This window comes from Exiguobacterium sp. FSL W8-0210 (genome assembly GCF_038006045.1).
Taxonomy (GTDB): Bacteria; Bacillota; Bacilli; order Exiguobacteriales; family Exiguobacteriaceae; genus Exiguobacterium_A.
The window spans coordinates 734,743-751,010 of record NZ_JBBOUK010000001.1 but is presented as its reverse complement, the minus strand read 5'-3'; the positions used below and the strand labels follow the sequence as shown (position 1 = coordinate 751,010).

Below are 16,268 nucleotides of genomic sequence, written 5' to 3'. Positions count from 1 at the left end.
ATAAGTTTGTGAACACAGAAACATTATATCTGAAATTAAGAAGTCTGTGCCAATAAATCGTTTACAAAATGACAGTTCTGTTACCAGTTCATGAAATGTTCACTGTTTCTTGTAAAGACCGAATGCAGCGTTTAATTGACCACGGATCAAGTCAGAACGTTGCTGTTCCGTTACCTTCCGTTCTTTTTCACGTATTTCATGTGTCCGCCAGCCATCTTCAATTTTTTCCGCGACTTCGACAAGTCGCTCGACATCCGTAAATGAATATTTTCGTGTCTTTCCGTTCGTCCGTTCTGGAAAGATTAATTTTCGTTCTTCATAGTAACGAATCTGACGTTCCGATAATCCGGTCAACTCACAGACGATTCCAATCGACATCACCTTTTTCTCACGGTAGTTCATCTTCGTCACTCCTTTCCACAAAAATACCATGTCAGATTTTCTGACACAACACGTTTCTTTGAAAGTATTTCCGTCTAAAGTAAACACATACTTTAAATGGATAAAGGAGGAACGACAATGAAACTGGAACAACTCGCTATCTCAGTCGATACGTTTTATGTCTTATTCGCAGCACTGCTCGTCTTTACGATGCAAATCGGATTCTTACTTTTAGAAACAGGAATGTTACGGGCGAAGAACGCAGGGCACGTCGCTGTCAAACAGATCATCAGCTTCTCAGTTGCCGCCCTCGCCTTTTGGGCCATCGGATTCGGATTGACGTTCGGTGATGGTAATTCCATTATCGGAACGGAAGGATTCTTCTTACAAGGAGGATTCAGCAGTCTTGATTGGTCGAACATCACGATTGATGTGAAGTTCCTCTTCCAACTCTCATTCGTCGCTGTCTCCCTCGCGATCGCTTGGGGCGGATTCGCAGAACGTGCTAAATTATCCGTCTACCTGTTGTTCGGAACGTTTTTCGTTGCTATCATCTATCCGATCATCGCACGTTCCGTTTGGGCAGGTGGATTCCTTGGTTCGCTCGGGATGCAAGACTTCGCTGGATCAACGGTCGTTCACTTGCAAGGTGGAATTGCCGCACTCGTTGCCGCTTTACTGCTCAAGAAACGAATCGGTGCTGAAAAAACACCGTTACTTGGACACAACGTCATCTACTCTGTCGTTGGTGCCTTCATCCTCTGGTTATGTTGGTTCGGCTTCAACGCTGGTTCGACACTAACGATTGCCGATGGATTCTTTAGTTACGTTGCCTTGACGACGTTACTTGCGACTGCAGCAGGTGCCCTCGGTGCTCTTGCCATCTCATTCTGGCACCGTCGTGTCGCAGATATCCCTTCGATCATCAACGGCGTGTTAGCTGCACTCGTTGCCATCACAGCAGCCTGTGCCTTCGTCGAACCGTGGGCAGCTGTCGTCATCGGTTTCCTCGCTGGTGTGATCACATATGGAACGAGCATTCTTCTCGCAAGCCGTGTGGATGATCCATTATGTGCCTTCTCCGTTCATGGCGTCGCTGGTATCTGGGGTACACTCGCAACTGGATTCTTCGCTTCACCACGACTCGTTGAAATCACAGGGATCGGACAAGCTGGTCTCTTCTATGGTGGCGGTTTTACGCAACTCGGCGTTCAAGCACTTGGTGTCGTCTTTGCCGTCGTCATCGTCAGCGTCTTAAGTTACGCATTCTTAAAAGTTCTCGACCTTACGATTGGTCTTCGGATCACACGCGAAGATGAACTCCGCGGACTGGATGTTGCAGAACATGGTCAATCTTCTTACGATCTCCCTGCTCCTGTCAGCAAAGAATTACGTATGGTTGAAGAAGACCTCTCAAACGAACGTGTCAATTAATAATTAGTAAAGAACAAGAGCCTACACGATGGATTCATCGCGTAGGCTCTTTCTTGTTTATTACTTTCGAGCGTAGTATTCACCAATCACAAGTGCCAACGCTGCTCCACCAACGACATAGATGGATCCGCTTAAAAAGAATCCAATAAGTGTCAGTACGATACATTGACTGATTGCTGCGAAGCGGATGATTTTCCGTTTCGCCAGTACGGCATTTCCAAATGGTAATAGACGAGTCAAAAGATGCTGATCGACTGCTTTCGTGAATGGCGCCAACTGAAAACTAGTTAGTCCTCCGAACGCTGGAATCGCTAAGGCGACGAACCAAACATTTCCACTTGCCAACCACATGAAAACAGCTCCAATTAACGTCAAACGAACAATCAATCCGATCCCGTCTCCACTCCGGATGAACTGTTTGACATACAAGTAATCGAATGTCATTTGCGCTCGATATGGAATCCGCTCGACCATGTTACTTAAGAGACGACGGCGTTTATACGTTGCCGATAGATGCGGCACATCGACAAACCAATTCGCTAATCGATAAAATCGATCGCGCGATTCCTGCTCAAGTGAAATCCATTCGCGTAGAGGAAGATGATCCTGACGCTTCAGATGAAGGACGACCATTAAGAGAAGTGCGACGACGATCGCCATCCACGCCATATCGATGATGACGAGAAGTGCCGCTCCGAACGCATATAACAGCACCGTCCGATGTGCAATTCCTTCAAGTTTTGATAAGTTCGCTGCTGCTCCGAACAGTCCAAGTGCTACCCCAAGTAAAACAAGTTCAAGTGGTGTCGTCTGTTCCGTTCGAACATAGAGAACAACGACAGCTAAAAATGGAATCACGGCACGGATGATACCAAAGACCGCATTGTACGCTCGTACTTGTTGCATAAACCCTGATAACTTCGCTAATACCGGTAACAAAAACACTTGGTCCGCCTCAACGAGAAACGTCCGACTCGTCCGGTAGAGCGGTAAAATCAGAAACAAGGCTGCCATGACGAACCGACCAGGAAACGATGGATCGAGTTGGTCGAGGAAACGACCGTATACGACTAAACCGTACAAAATAACGAAGTACACGGTGAATAATAGTCCACCATTCGCCATATACCTTGTGTATTTCACCGTCTCGGTCATCGCCGCCTGATACCGTTCCCTCCATAAGGACTGGCTGCTCATCGTTCCGCCTCCTCGATTGCAGCGACGTACAGATCATCTAGTGTTCCATCTTGTAATCCATATCGTGCGCGTAAAGCAGCTGTCGTCCCTTCCGCTGCAATGTGACCCTCATGTAAGAGTACGAAACGATTACAATGCCGTTCTGCTGTCTCAAGGATATGCGTCGACATTAAAATACCTTTACCGTCTTGCTTGAGTTCACTAAAAATCTGTAATAACTCGCGAATCGCGAGCGGATCTAGTCCAACAAACGGTTCATCGACGATCAACAGCTCACTCCCTGTGACGAGTGCGCACAAGATCATCGCTTTTTGTTTCATTCCTTTTGAGAAGACACTTGGAAACCATTCGAGTTGCTTCGTCATCCGAAGTCGTTCAGCGTAATGTTGCGCGCGTTCTGTCGCGATCGCTTCTTCGACATCATATCCTTGCGCCATCAGACGAAGGTGCTCCCGTAATGTCAGTTGTTCATATAACATCGGTTGTTCTGGAATGTATGCAACTTGACGACGATACTCGGTTTCGTTCGTTGCTAAATCCATTCCATTGATTCGAACTGATCCCGTCTTGACTGGCAAAAGACCGAGTATGTGCTTGATCGTCGTCGATTTCCCAGCACCGTTTAAACCAATTAAACCAACGAGTTCACCCCGATCCACTTCGATACTAATGTCATGAAGGACGGTTTTCGATCCATATCCACCTGATAAACCTTTGATATCTAATAACATGTTCGCCACTCCCTTTAGGCTCATCGTAAAGTAGATTTGCTTCGTTTTTCTAGCTTAACGCCTAGTTTTTTAAAATATAATGTTTTAATACTTGTTTTTTCGGCAATTACTCTAAGTGTAATCGTTACATCAATATATGAAAACGATTTACATGTAAATTGAAAGTGAAATCAATGAATCGTCCATTCATTCTCTATCAAGTGGTCTAATTGTCTAGTCATTTAAAGAATGAACGATTTCAGATTTTTTCATTTTCGCACGTGTTTATAACTGCCTGAAAACAGGTAAAACTAATATGTAGAGGAGATGTTTTAAAATGGGTTTCTTATGGGCACTCATCATTGGTGGTCTCATCGGTTGGATCGCAAGTTTAATTATCGGGAAAGATGTGCCGGGTGGCATCATCGGTAACATTATCGCTGGTTTCATCGGTTCGATGATCGGTCAAGCCATCTTTGGTTCAATGGGACCAAAAATCGCTGGTTTCGCAGTCATTCCGGCTATTCTCGGAGCAGTCATCTTGATCTTCATCGTCTCACTTATTCTCCGGGCAGTACGTAAGTAATCATATATCTTAAATTGAAAAGGAGTGTCTTAAATGGGATTCTTATGGGCATTAATCGTCGGTGGTATTATTGGTTGGTTAGCAAGCTTGATTTTAGGTAAAGATGTTCCAGGTGGTATTATCGGTAACATCATCGCTGGTTTCGTTGGTGCATTGATTGGTCAAGCATTATTCGGAGATTGGGGTCCAATGGTTGCTGGATTCGCAATCGTACCTGCTTTACTCGGAGCTATCATTCTTATCCTCATCGTATCGTTCATTCTCCGTGCGGTGAATAAACGATAACCAAAAATCCTCGGACGTTTGAACTGAACCAAAAAAGTTAGACAATAAATAATTTGTCAGGCGACCTTGAGGACCTGAGTCCGGTATTCAACCGGGCTCAGGTTTTTTAGTCGTCTCTTGATACGACGATGGTTATAGTACTCGATGTAACGCTCGAGCTCACATTTGAAGTGGTCCATGTCATCGAACTCCTTGAGATACAGGAGCTCTGACTTGAGCACGGCGAAGAAGCTTTCGATGGCTGCGTTGTCGAGACAGTTGCCCTTACGGGACATGCTTTGCGTAATGCCGTGCTCGTGGAGCGTACCAGTGAACGCTCTGTATTGATAATGCCACCCTTGATCGGAATGAAGGATTGGGCGCGCCTCTCCGTCGAGCTTCCCGATTGCCTGATCTAACATTTCGCCAACGAATCGATATGTAGGACGGTCCGATAGGGTATAGGCGATGATCTCACGGTTTCCCAAGTCCATCATCGGAGAAAGGTAGAGCTTCTCTCCGAACAGGTGAAATTCAGTGACGTCAGTCACCCATTTCTGGTTCAGACCGGTGGCCTTGAAGTCACGTTGAAGAAGATTCGGTGCGACCTTTCCGACCCGTCCTTTATAGGAGCGGTATCGCTTCATGCGGACGAGACATTTGAGACCGAGTTCGTTCATGAGACGGCGCACGGTCTTCGGATCGTGCCGGAAGCCCTGGCGTTCGAGAAGTGCGTGGATGCGACGATAGCCACATCGTCCTTCGTGTTCGTGGAAGAGGGTATGGATGGCCGCCTTCACTTCCGCATACTTGTCTTCGCCCGTCAGGCGCGTCCGCCAATAGTAATAAACGCTTCGTGCCATACCGAGCACGCGGAGGAGTCCCGGAACGGGATAGATTGATCGCAATTCATCGATTACTTGTGCCTTGATCCGGTTCGTCGCGCATTCTCTTCTTGAACCAAGGCTTTCAATTTTTTTAACGCAGCGTTCTCCATCTCGAGATACTCGATCCGCTCTTTGAGCTTCTCGACTTCTGTCATCTCTTCAAATTCCTTCTTCTTGCGTCTCGCCATCGGGGCACGTCCTTTCGGTCTGGCGACCAGACCTGCGGTCCCTTCCCGATCATACGTCGATCGCCATCTCGAGATCATCCCCGGGGAGGAAATTCGGTATTTTACGGCCGTCTCTCTATTGGACAGCTTATTGGTCGCCATGTCGTTTAATACCTCCAGTTTAAATGCCAGCGAGTGTGTTGTATAGGAAGGATCGAAGATCGTTTCCCCCCAACGCTCATAGAGACGTGACCACTCACGGACCAGGTTATGCGCTATCCCGAATTCTTTCGCCACACCTCGGTATCCGTCTCGTCCTGTTAGATAACGCTCAGCGACTTGGACTTTAAACGCCTTTGTATATTTGACCATAAAAAACACCCCATAAAAGTTGGATTTTATGTCCAACTTTTATGGGGCAGTTCACGTTCTGTCCGAGGATTTTTTTAGTCTTTTAATTGTAACCACATGCCGTCTTCTCGCTCGACGACACGTTTTTCTGCTCGCAGATTCAACCATTCGAACACACCTTCGAGAAAACTAGACGGATATTCCCAAACCGTACCGACTTGCTCTCGCTTCTTTCGTTCTGGTTTTCCAGCGATGGCTTCCAGTTCATCCGGAGTCTTATTCAATCGGATTAACAATTCTTCCACCTGCCCCGACTGATAGGTTACTTCATATCCATCGTACCGCGCTCGATTGGCAACGGTCGAATCAGGCGTGCCGAACGTATTCTCAAACGAGTCACGCGAACGTCCAAGATAGCCAGTCATCGTATCGATACTTTTTCCAGTCCGGGCTTTCACTTCCGTCTCAAGTAACGTTTTGATATCGACTGCATATTCGTTCGAAACGGTCGTATTGAACCGATCAGCTAATTTAAAGTCGACTGTCGCGTTCGGTTCATCTCCGAGTTGTACAGTCTTTGATTCCTGGACGGTCTGTCCTGATTGTTCCGCACTTACTTGAACATCGTACTCTCCAGGAGAACGCTTGACTTCAAGGGATTTCTGATCGATCGTCCCGACTTCTTCTCCATCTAGTGAAACCTTTGTTCCCGGTAGATCACTCGAAACGGTTAACCGTTGAGGATTCACATCGAGAGAGTACCGGTCATACCAAAGCCATCCATCCTCTTCTTGTAACGAAAACAGATGTGTCTTCACTTGCTTACCTGCGTCTTGATCCTGTTTGACTTGTGCGATGACCCGGTCCGTCCGCTCTGCATCAGCCGTCAACCAATTAACGAGTCGCGTCGCCTCACTCATCGGTAGTGACTTATCGTTCATCGTGACTAGCTTTTGGAATCCACGCTGATCCTTTTCCTTTAACAAGGTAGCAAGACGCTCGTCTGTTTTCTCCATTTTCGCCGCTTCTTGCATGTTACGCCCAAACCAAAAGGCAACGAATAAGAAAAGACCGACGACGATAACGCTACCGACGAGCAGACGCCGTTTTCGTTTTTTTTGTGCCGTCGAGGCTACTCGTGATGCCATGCAGTTCGCTCCTTCCCTTCAGTAGCTGTATGTTTCTAAGTGTATCGGGTTCAATTTGACTGTCAATCGTGCGGAAGTCGGAAACTTTCCGTATACTAATGTTATCTTACCCAAAGGAGTGAACGTTCCATGCAAAAAGAGTCATGTATTTTCTGTAAAATTGCTCGCAAAGAAGTCCCTGGTCATATCGTATTCGAGAACGAACAAGTTCTCGCCTTCCTCGATTTGTCACAAGTGACGAAAGGACATACGCTCGTCATCCCAAAACAACATGCCGATAATTTGTATGATCTTTCTCCTGAACAAGCACAAGACGTATTTGCGACGATCCCGCAAATCAGTCGTGCGCTTCAACAAGAGACAGAGGCAGCTGGCATGAATCTCTTATCGAATACAGGAAAAGTAGCGGGTCAATCGGTCTCCCACTTCCACCTGCACCTCATTCCGCGTCACGATAAACAAGACGGTTTCGGCGCGAAATGGGAAGTTCATAATGACGATTACACGGTAGAGGAATTGGCTGAACTCGCTAACTCGATTGCTTCTCGCATCTAAGTCTGTTCTTTTTCTTCTATTCTTAGAAAAATATTGCCGAAATAGGTTTCTTTCATTCGATTTTCGGTAAAATAATATGAAACAAATATTTTAATATTAAAAAGGAGGTTCAATATGTCGAAGCGTCCCGCCCGTAACTGGGTCGCTTTTGGTGCTACGCTAACACTTGTGACTTTTTACGGTCTGAAGGCGCTTCGCCAAGGTACGAAAAGCGACTCTTCGAACGGTCATCAACGTCGAAATTCTTATTCTACAATCGTAACGAATGTGCAGGATTTGACCCAGGAGGGCAAGAACTTAGTAGAGACAGCAAAAGCGTCTGGTATGCACTTCAAAGAAGAAGTCATGCAGAGCGTCTCGGAATACCAAACGGAAGTCCAAGCATCGCTCACGAAGATCCAGTCTCTCGCTGATGAAGCGAAACAGGAAGCAGACCAGCTTTCTCCACAAAAGTAAGATCCGTTGCTTCGATTTGTTTTTGTATAGTTTGCATTTTGCGCGTTTGAGCCATTGTCACCTTTCGAAAGGATGAGTCAGATATGGAACACGAAAAGTTATATCCTGGACAAGAGGCTTTGTTGTATAGCCACAAGATTGTCCAGTTAAGCAAAGCACTATGGAAAACGGTAGAAAAAGATTGGCAAAATTGGATCAAGCCTTTTGATCTGAACATCAATGAACATCATATCTTGTGGATTTCGCACGCGCTAGGCGGTGCCTCGATTTCAGAGATTGCGAAGTATGGTGTCATGCACGTCTCGACGGCGTTCAACTTCTCGAAGAAGTTAGAAGACCGCGGACTGTTGACGTTCTCAAAAAAGGAAACAGATAAACGAAATACCTACGTCCAGTTGACACCAGAGGGCGAATCACTCTTGCTTGAGACGATTCAAGCGTTCCGCCCTGAAGAAAACGGTGTCTTCCGTGCATCACTTCCTCTTCAGGAACTGTACGGAAAGTTCCCGGAATTAACGGACATTTCTGCGATCGTACGTCGCTTGTATGGCGACAGCTTCATGGACATATTCGCTGAGACATCAAAGATGATCACAGAAGAAGCAGATCGTCGCCCTCAAGATCCAGTCATGGACTCAATCAAAAAAGCATAACCTTACTAAAAGCGTTTTAGCCTCTAGCTAGAATGCTTTTTTTAGGTCTTTTTTCCTCATGACAAGGACATTACTACTATGTCTCAAGAGCGTTATTTCCCTCACAATTTCCCATAAAAATTATCCTCAATCGGCTACTTGGATGTGATAGCATGGAAAAGAGCAAGTATCTCTCGGCATGACAAGATACAGCTGTCAACCAGACGAGAATATGATATGATAAAACGGTTGAAATAAATGGTAAATTAGGGGTGTATGTATGAAAAAGAAATTGTTAGGCGCAGCAGCAGTCGCAAGTGTATTTACGTTAGCAGCATGTGGATCAAATGACGAAGCCGTCATCAATTACAAAGGTGGCGAAGTCAACAAGGCTGACGTCCAAGAAGAAGCATACGAAAAAGCTGGTGCTCAAATCGCCTTCCAGCAAACGATGAACAAATTGCTTGAGAAGAAATACGGCAAAGAAGTCACGGATAAAGAAGTCGAAGCAGAAGTCAAGAAGACAAAGGACCAGTTCCCGGATAAAGAGCAGTTCAGTACAACATTGAAATCTGCTGGAATCAAGAATGAAAAAGAATTCGAGAAAGTTCTTCGCACACAAATGCTCTTAACGGAAGCAAAATCTGCGAAATCAAAAGTAACAGATAAAGAAATCCAAGAGCGTTTTGACCAAGAAAAAGTCGAAGTTAAAGCAAGCCATATCCTCGTTGCGAAAGAGTCAGAAGCAAAAGACATTAAAAAACAATTGGATGACGGCGCGGACTTCGCGAAACTCGCAAAAGAGAAATCAACAGATACAGGTAGCGGTACAAAAGGTGGAGACCTTGGATACTTCACAAAAGGTAAAATGGTCAAGGAATTCGAAGATTATGCGTTCAAGGATGGCGTTGAAGGTAAAATCTCCGATCCAATTAAAACACAGTTCGGTTACCACATCATCAAAGTAGTCGATCGTAAAGAAAAGAAAGACTTTACACTTGATAAAGAAAAATCACGCATCAAAAAAGCACTTGCTGAAGAAAAAGCAGCACAAGTCAACCCGAACGATATCTACCGTTCACTCATGAAAGAATACGATGTTAAAATCGAAAACAAAGACTTCAAGGATGCTTTTGATTTAGACAAACAAGAACAACAACAAATGCAACAACAGATGATGCAACAACAACAGCAGTAATCAAAAAGAGGCTGGGACATAACTAGCTGAATTTAACGAAAAGAAGGAATTGCCATCACTCAGGATGTGCAATTCCTTCTTTTTTCATCGTCTCTCGTCAAGCTGCCCTTCGGGCAACGCTTTGGATGAGCCATTTCCTCAAATTTACGGCCATGAGGATGAAGCCGAGCTCACGCTTCACCTTCGCTTTTCCTCGCACAGAAAAGCGAGTGAAACTCAAATTAGCCTTCAGATATCCAAAAACTGGTTCCACGTCTATCTTCCGTTTCGCATAGAGGGATCCTGTTTTTTGATCTGAAAGCCATTTTTTCATCTGTTCTTTTTGTTCTTCCCATGAAGTGTTTATGTGTACCTGTCGGTGACGCCCTTCTTCGGCCTTTGTACAACGGGAGCGGAACGGGCAGCCATCACACCCTTCACTTTCATACACCTTGAAATCACGCGTGAATCCGTAACGATCTGTTCTCTTGGACATGTAACGGAACGTTACGTCCTGTCCATTCGGGCACACAAACCGATCCGCCGTTTCATCGTAAGACCAGTTCGCTGTGTTAAAGGGATCGTTGCGCCATTTTCGCGACTTTTCTTTTTCGAACATCGTGTAAGGGATGAGTGGAATGCGCCCACGGCGCATCAGAATATCCTGATAATTCTCCTGACTCCCATAGCCGGCATCCGCAACGATATGCGGTGGTAGTGGTAAATATGAGCTGACCTCATCTAAAAAGGGGAGTAACGTCCGGGCATCCGTCGGATTCGGATAAATATCATAAGCGAGTGTGTATTGTCCTTCGGTCGCGATTTGAACGTTATAGCCTGGTTTGAGTTGTCCATTTTGCATATGATCTTCCTTCATTCGCATGAACGTCGCGTCTGTGTCCGTTTTCAAATAGCTGTTCCGTCCAGCGAGCGTCCTCTTTTGAAGGGCGTATCTCTGTTTCCGCTCGATGAAATCTGTAATCTCCTTTCGAAGGAGACGTGGTTCCTTCCGTTCAGAACGCAGACGTTTTCTTTCTTGAGTGTCCGTACTCGCCTCGATTTTTTGGTTGATGGAAGCGATATGTGCGTCTACAGCTTCACCCATGTGTTCGAGTTCTGAGAGAGTGAGCTCGTCCGGGCTTTCTCGTTCAATTTCCGGTAGGATGTCTTGTTCGACGAGGTTGTCATAGATACGATTCGATTTGTCCACGAGAGACGCACTATGACGTTCAATCGATTTCCGCCAAACAAAGGTATATCGGTTCGCATTCGCCTCTAACTTTGTACCATCGATAAAGATGGCTTCTTCATTGATTTCTCCCATCTCGACGAGATGGCAACGGAAGGTAACGAAGGCTTGCTTCAATATCGGAGTGACTGCGGGATGCACTCGAAAACGGTTGATGGTACGATAGCTCGGCGCATTCCCTTGTGCTAGCCACATCATCCGCAGACTATCGGATAGTAATCCTTCAATCTTCCGACCGGAGAAGACCGATTGTGTGTAGGCACATAAGATGATTTTCATCATCATGCGTGGATGGTAAGCCGGGCATCCTGTCGTGCGCATGAAAGGCTCGAACACATCGTCTGGAATGGATTCGACGAGATGGTGGACAGCGAACGCGATATCGTTTTCTTGAAGACGAACTTCTAAATCTAAGGGCAGAACCAGCTGGTTCATGTTATAATCTTTAAACATAAGGGCACCTCCGATGGTTATGGTTTGGTCACTTTAACTTTATCAGAGGTTGTCCTTATTTGTTTATTCAGAATCGGTTTTTCTTCATAGAACAAGGCCCTCGAAACGTATAGTCGTTTCGAGGGCCTTTTGTTTGTGAAACTGAGTTATGTCCCAGCCTCTTTTTGTGTCGTTTTTTCATATGATTAATAGTTAACGAACCGTCCGGATCGGTGCCCGTTCGTATTGTTTCGGCAAGGCGACCGTGTCTCCTAGTTCGGCTGCCGCATGGTAGACCCAGTAAGGTTGGCGAAGTAGTTCACGTGCGAGCAGGACAATATCTGCTCGACCGTTACGGACGATTTCTTCTGCATGGGCAGCTGTCGTGATCAATCCAACCGCGCCTGTTGCAATACCCGTCTCTCGTTTCAACTCTTCCGCATAGCTCACTTGATAGCCTGGATACACTTCCGGTACGGCATTAGCGACGACAGCACCTGAACTACAGTCGAGTAAATCGATGTGACGTGCAGCTAGTTCTTTTGCGAGTGGAATATAATCCGTCGCCGTCATTCCCCCTGTTGCGTGATCCGCTGCTGAAATCCGGACCCAAATCGAGAGCTTGGAAACGGCTTGAATGCCATCAATGATCTCTAGCAACAAGCGCATCCGATTTTCAATCGAACCACCGTATTGGTCCTCACGAACGTTTGATAACGGAGAGAGGAACGTGTTCAATAAGTAACCATGAGCCCCATGAATTTCAATGAAATCGTACCCTGCTCGTTCCGCACGCAGTGCTGCATCGATGAACTGTTGTTTGATCGTCGCGATTTCCTCAAGCGTTAATGCTCGTGGATGTGTATACGTATCATCAAACGGTAAAGCACTCGGTGCAAGGGGTGGTTCTGCCGTCGTGCTTTTGCGCCCGGCATGGGCCAGTTGAATGCCTGCTTTGGCACCCGCTGCTTTGACTTGCTCTGCGATCCGTTGTAAGCCTTCGATATGCGCATCTGACCAAATTCCAAGATCACCGGCTGAAATGCGACCGTCTGGCGTAACAGCACTCGCTTCTAAGATGACGCCACCGACACCACCCATCGCACGGGTTGCATAGTGCGTGACATGCCAATCCGTAACGAGTCCATCTTCTTTTGCACTGTACATACACATCGGCGCCATGATGACCCGATTTCGGAATGTCAACGCTCCGAGTTGAACCGTATCAAACAACTTCGTCTTCATCTTTTTCCCCCTTATAGCTTCGGACGGTAAAAAGCACGATTATCTAGTGCGAATGATCGTTCCGAGAACTGTCCTGGCTCGACATATTCAAGGAGACGATCCATCATCGTCATCCGTGCATCAAGGTTATCGATCAAGAACAAGACTTCTGCCTCGCGCATCTGTGGTGCGACAGCAGAACCCCATTCCGGTCGTCCGTGATGACTTAAGACGAGATGTTGCAAGACCGTCAGTACTTCTGCGTCAATTTGTAATTCTGCTCCGACTTTTTCAAGTTCCGCTACCATCATCGTAATATGACCGACGAGTTTACCAGGCAACGTATATTCCGGTGCAACCGGATCGGATAACTCCTTGATTTTCGCATAATCGTGCAGAATGATGCCACTGATTAGCACGTCACGGTTTAAGGTCGGATAGAGTTGAGCGATTTGATCCGCTAGACGCAACATGGAAAGGACGTGGTATGACAGCCCCGAGTAAAAAGCATGATGGTTCTTGACCGCTGCCGGATGCGTGAAATAGGCGTCAAATCGTGAAGTAATCAAATGTTTAACGAGCTTTTTCATATCACTGTTCTGAATCGATTCTACGAACGCGAGTACTTCCGTCTCGATCTGCTCTCGCGGAATCGGTGCGGATTGGACGTAGTCCTCGACATTCGTCTCCTCTAGGACCGTGATTTGTTTGAGCTTGAGTTGTGTCCGTCCCCGATAGTCCATGACTTCTCCAGCAGCATGGACGATTGATTTCGGCGCATATTTTTCAAGATCACTCGTATCCCACATCTTCGTCTCGATTTCGCCTGTCTTATCCGTCAAGATGAGCGTCAAGTATGGTTTCCCATTTGCTGCAATTCCTTTGACTGCTTGCTTGATCATCGCTCGTTGATCGAGCGTTTCTCCAACTGCTAATTTACCGATTCCTTTCATACTTGAAACACGTCCTTTATCTGTAAAATAGGTGTCTTTTTTATATTCCATTGACTACACTTAAGGCATATACTATTTCATTCTACTATATGGGAGTCATGAACATGGAACTGGAACCTCAATTTAATTGGTCCCGCTATCTCGATTTAGCTGACTATGAACAAACCTTTCCGACGGCTGCCGTCGACCAATCAGAAATGGACTGGGTCACACAGTTGCGATCGAAAGACATGAACTTCACCCGCTCGGAAAAAGGGGTTCTCTATGGCGCTGTCGTCACCTGGCAGAATCCTGTCGACAAAACTGACCGCCGCTCGATTTGCTTTTACGTAACGAAAGAAAAACTCATCACAATCGGATTGTCGGATTCAATCGTGTCCCTGGTCGCTCCCTATTCTCCCGCGCATCCCTTTGCGGCTTTTTATACGATTCTTGCTTTACAGCTGAACACGTATTTTGCCGGTATCGATCAGTTTGAGACGGAACTGTTCTCAAGACAAGATGAACTGCGCGGTAGCATCAATGAAGATTCACTCGATAGCATCTTCGCTTTACGCGACACGATCGAGAACTGGTCCGATTTAATCGTTCCGTTTCAAGAGCTCGTCATGGCTGGCGAAGAATCATTTCTCGATGAGGACGCGTATCTCGAGGATCTCTCGTTGAAACTAGCTACGATACGTGTCCGCCGTCTGTTGATGCTCATCGAACATTATCAAAAAGACATTGAGGTCCTGCTCGACTTATCGACGACCGTCTCGAACTTCCGTGGAAACGAAATCATGAAGGCATTAACGATCTTTACTGCCGTCGCGACACCAACGATGGCCCTCGGTGCGATTTGGGGGATGAACTTTAAAATCATGCCGGAATTAGAATGGAAATACGGTTACGCCCTATCCCTAGGACTGATCTTTCTCTCGACCGGTGGCATCTTCTACTGGATGCGCTGGCGCGGATGGTTAGGCGCTCTTGTTCGGATGCCAAAGAACAGTCGACCAAAAAAATAGATATCAGAACATAAGTTCGTTATACTAATTGTATCATATCTACTGAAAGGAGACGCTTGTCCGATGGAACGAAAAATCATTCATATTGATATGGACGCCTTTTACGCTTCCGTCGAGCAACGCGATCGTCCTCGATTAAAAGGTGTTCCTGTCGTCGTCGGTGGACCACCTCATGCACGCGGTGTCGTAGCGACCTGTTCCTATGAAGCACGGAAATACGGGATTCATAGCGCGATGCCGTCACGACGCGCCTTTCAGCTCTGCCCTCGTGCGGTCTTCATTCGTCCCCGCTTTGACGTCTACCGGGCTGTCAGTGCGCAAATTATGGCGCTTTTCCGAGAAGTGACACCGCTCGTCGAGCCTCTCTCGCTTGATGAAGCGTACCTCGACGTCACGGAAAATTATTTTGATCAAAAAAGTGCGACCTATATCGCGCAATATGTTCTTCAGCAAATTAAAGAACGGACAGGTCTGACAGCCTCTGCTGGTGTTTCGAACTCTAAGCTCGTCGCGAAGGTCGCTTCCGGATACGAGAAGCCGAACGGGTTGACGGTCGTTCCTCCAGAGGACGTCATCAGTTTCTTGTCTCCATTAAAAATTGGAGATTTACATGGCGTCGGAAAAGTCACGGAACAAGCGTTACGAAAACAAGGAATTGAAACCGTCGCAGATGTCCAAGCAATGCCGGTCGAACAATTACGAGCATTGCTCGGACGCGATCGCGGAACGGAACTGCATGCAATGGCGCATGGCATCGATGAACGTCCCGTTCGTCCGGAACGCGAGCGAAAATCAATCGGTTCTGAGACGACCTTCGAAGAAGATACGGAGGATATCGATACGATATTCGAGACGTTGATTCGAGAATCAAAATCCGTCATTGCGAGTCTTCAAAAAAAAGAACTCGTCTGCCGAACGATCACGATCAAGTGGAAGACCGATACATTCCAGTCACGTTCGAAACGGCATACATTTTCAGAAGAGACGGCGGACGAAGAACGATTACTTGAGGAAACAACGAAACTCTTCAATGGCATCACCTTCGACGGACCGATCCGCTTGATTGGTATGACGGTCAGTCACCTGACTACTCCTCCCGCTGCGCGACAGTTGACGTGGCAAGACTTAGACTTGCGCTTGTAAAATGAATGGTTATTCACTATACTAAATACAAGACCGATCAGACAAGGGAGGAACAAGTATGCAGTATACGATTACAGTCTTTTCAGATCGTGGTGAAACGTTACTCGATGACGTTTTTGAAGCAGAAACTGATGGACAAGCTCGAGAAGAAGGGATTCGGCGTCTCAATGAGAGTGGGTACGCTCATCATGCCGCTCGCGTCACACGTTCAGGTCGTTTGATTCATTTCGAGCGCGCTTACTTGCCACGAATCGTTCCTGCTTCCTCTTGAGCCATACAAAAAAGGAAGACGGCCATAATGGCGCGTCTTCC

At 46.5% G+C, this 16,268-nt stretch carries 18 protein-coding genes and 1 pseudogene; 10 read left to right on the top strand and 9 right to left on the bottom strand.

All coding sequences use genetic code 11. The annotated features are described in order from the left end of the window. Positions 1 to 99: 99 nt before the first annotated feature. On the bottom strand, positions 100 to 402 hold the full coding sequence (locus MKY22_RS03945; protein ID WP_023467353.1) for a MerR family transcriptional regulator: 303 nt from the start codon (positions 400 to 402) through the stop codon (positions 100 to 102). Positions 403 to 519: 117 nt separating this feature from the next. Here MKY22_RS03945 and MKY22_RS03940 point away from each other — a divergent pair, with 117 nt between their 5' ends. Next, on the top strand, positions 520 to 1,815 hold the full coding sequence (locus tag MKY22_RS03940) for an ammonium transporter (protein WP_341086806.1): 1,296 nt from the start codon (positions 520 to 522) through the stop codon (positions 1,813 to 1,815). A gap of 60 nt (positions 1,816 to 1,875) precedes the next feature. On the opposite strand, the gene MKY22_RS03935 is transcribed toward MKY22_RS03940, so the two are convergent. Both MKY22_RS03935 and MKY22_RS03930 read right to left on the bottom strand, forming a co-directional pair. Continuing rightward, a complete protein-coding gene (locus MKY22_RS03935; protein ID WP_341086803.1) occupies positions 1,876 to 3,012 on the bottom strand; it encodes an ABC transporter permease in 1,137 nt (378 codons plus the stop codon). Further along, the gene (locus tag MKY22_RS03930) at positions 3,009 to 3,743 is read right to left on the bottom strand and encodes an ABC transporter ATP-binding protein (protein WP_064300383.1); all 735 of its coding nucleotides are present in this window, start codon (positions 3,741 to 3,743) and stop codon (positions 3,009 to 3,011) included. The genes MKY22_RS03935 and MKY22_RS03930 overlap by 4 nt, the downstream gene beginning before the upstream one ends. Positions 3,744 to 4,059: 316 nt before the next feature. Here MKY22_RS03930 and MKY22_RS03925 point away from each other — a divergent pair, with 316 nt between their 5' ends. Together MKY22_RS03925 and MKY22_RS03920 are read left to right on the top strand one after the other, a co-directional pair. After that, a complete protein-coding gene (locus MKY22_RS03925; protein WP_023467349.1) occupies positions 4,060 to 4,308 on the top strand; it encodes a GlsB/YeaQ/YmgE family stress response membrane protein in 249 nt (82 codons plus the stop codon). Positions 4,309 to 4,341: 33 nt separating this feature from the next. Next, positions 4,342 to 4,593, top strand: coding sequence for a GlsB/YeaQ/YmgE family stress response membrane protein (locus MKY22_RS03920; protein WP_029340936.1), 252 nt, complete (start codon positions 4,342 to 4,344; stop codon positions 4,591 to 4,593). 56 nt (positions 4,594 to 4,649) lie between these two features. Here MKY22_RS03920 and MKY22_RS17355 read toward each other — a convergent pair whose 3' ends face one another. From MKY22_RS17355 to MKY22_RS03910, 3 genes are all read right to left on the bottom strand, one after another. Further along, complete coding sequence (locus tag MKY22_RS17355; RefSeq protein WP_445298378.1) at positions 4,650 to 5,504, bottom strand: IS3 family transposase; 855 nt, start codon at positions 5,502 to 5,504, stop codon at positions 4,650 to 4,652. Next, positions 5,489 to 5,998, bottom strand: a complete 510-nt coding sequence (locus tag MKY22_RS17350; RefSeq protein WP_425589483.1) for a helix-turn-helix domain-containing protein — start codon at positions 5,996 to 5,998, stop codon at positions 5,489 to 5,491. Before MKY22_RS17350 ends, MKY22_RS17355 begins: the two co-directional genes overlap by 16 nt. Before the next feature lie 74 nt (positions 5,999 to 6,072). Next, entirely contained in the window at positions 6,073 to 7,125 is a 1,053-nt protein-coding gene (locus MKY22_RS03910; RefSeq protein WP_064300384.1) for a TcaA second domain-containing protein, read from the bottom strand. Positions 7,126 to 7,251: 126 nt separating this feature from the next. Between MKY22_RS03910 and MKY22_RS03905 the strand changes: the two are divergent. The 4 genes and pseudogenes from MKY22_RS03905 to MKY22_RS03890 form a co-directional block, all read left to right on the top strand. After that, positions 7,252 to 7,680 (top strand): annotated as a pseudogene (locus tag MKY22_RS03905) (HIT family protein); the annotation flags it as partial. 114 nt (positions 7,681 to 7,794) lie between these two features. Beyond that, on the top strand, positions 7,795 to 8,136 hold the full coding sequence (locus tag MKY22_RS03900) for a hypothetical protein (protein ID WP_023467345.1): 342 nt from the start codon (positions 7,795 to 7,797) through the stop codon (positions 8,134 to 8,136). Between the two features lie 83 nt (positions 8,137 to 8,219). Further along, positions 8,220 to 8,789, top strand: a complete 570-nt coding sequence (locus MKY22_RS03895) for an HTH-type transcriptional regulator Hpr (protein WP_023467344.1) — start codon at positions 8,220 to 8,222, stop codon at positions 8,787 to 8,789. Positions 8,790 to 9,048: 259 nt separating this feature from the next. Beyond that, positions 9,049 to 9,966, top strand: coding sequence for a peptidylprolyl isomerase (locus MKY22_RS03890; RefSeq protein WP_050677713.1), 918 nt, complete (start codon positions 9,049 to 9,051; stop codon positions 9,964 to 9,966). A gap of 97 nt (positions 9,967 to 10,063) precedes the next feature. Here MKY22_RS03890 and MKY22_RS03885 read toward each other — a convergent pair whose 3' ends face one another. The 3 genes from MKY22_RS03885 to MKY22_RS03875 all read right to left on the bottom strand — a co-directional run bounded on the left by MKY22_RS03885 (position 10,064) and on the right by MKY22_RS03875 (position 13,803). Further along, complete coding sequence (locus MKY22_RS03885; RefSeq protein WP_341086792.1) at positions 10,064 to 11,647, bottom strand: IS1182 family transposase; 1,584 nt, start codon at positions 11,645 to 11,647, stop codon at positions 10,064 to 10,066. A gap of 192 nt (positions 11,648 to 11,839) precedes the next feature. Further along, positions 11,840 to 12,871, bottom strand: a complete 1,032-nt coding sequence (namA, locus tag MKY22_RS03880; protein ID WP_341086790.1) for an NADPH dehydrogenase NamA — start codon at positions 12,869 to 12,871, stop codon at positions 11,840 to 11,842. Between the two features lie 11 nt (positions 12,872 to 12,882). Next, complete coding sequence (locus MKY22_RS03875; protein ID WP_029340932.1) at positions 12,883 to 13,803, bottom strand: HD domain-containing protein; 921 nt, start codon at positions 13,801 to 13,803, stop codon at positions 12,883 to 12,885. Positions 13,804 to 13,907: 104 nt separating this feature from the next. Between MKY22_RS03875 and MKY22_RS03870 the strand changes: the two genes are divergently transcribed. The 3 genes from MKY22_RS03870 (at position 13,908) to MKY22_RS03860 (ending at position 16,227) form a co-directional block, all read left to right on the top strand. Further along, positions 13,908 to 14,813, top strand: a complete 906-nt coding sequence (locus tag MKY22_RS03870; protein WP_341086789.1) for a magnesium transporter CorA family protein — start codon at positions 13,908 to 13,910, stop codon at positions 14,811 to 14,813. A 63-nt stretch (positions 14,814 to 14,876) separates the two neighbouring features. Further along, the gene (dinB, locus tag MKY22_RS03865; protein ID WP_290779786.1) at positions 14,877 to 15,956 is read left to right on the top strand and encodes a DNA polymerase IV; all 1,080 of its coding nucleotides are present in this window, start codon (positions 14,877 to 14,879) and stop codon (positions 15,954 to 15,956) included. 58 nt (positions 15,957 to 16,014) lie between these two features. Continuing rightward, on the top strand, positions 16,015 to 16,227 hold the full coding sequence (locus tag MKY22_RS03860) for a YhzD family protein (RefSeq protein ID WP_056059948.1): 213 nt from the start codon (positions 16,015 to 16,017) through the stop codon (positions 16,225 to 16,227). Positions 16,228 to 16,268 lie beyond the last annotated feature (41 nt).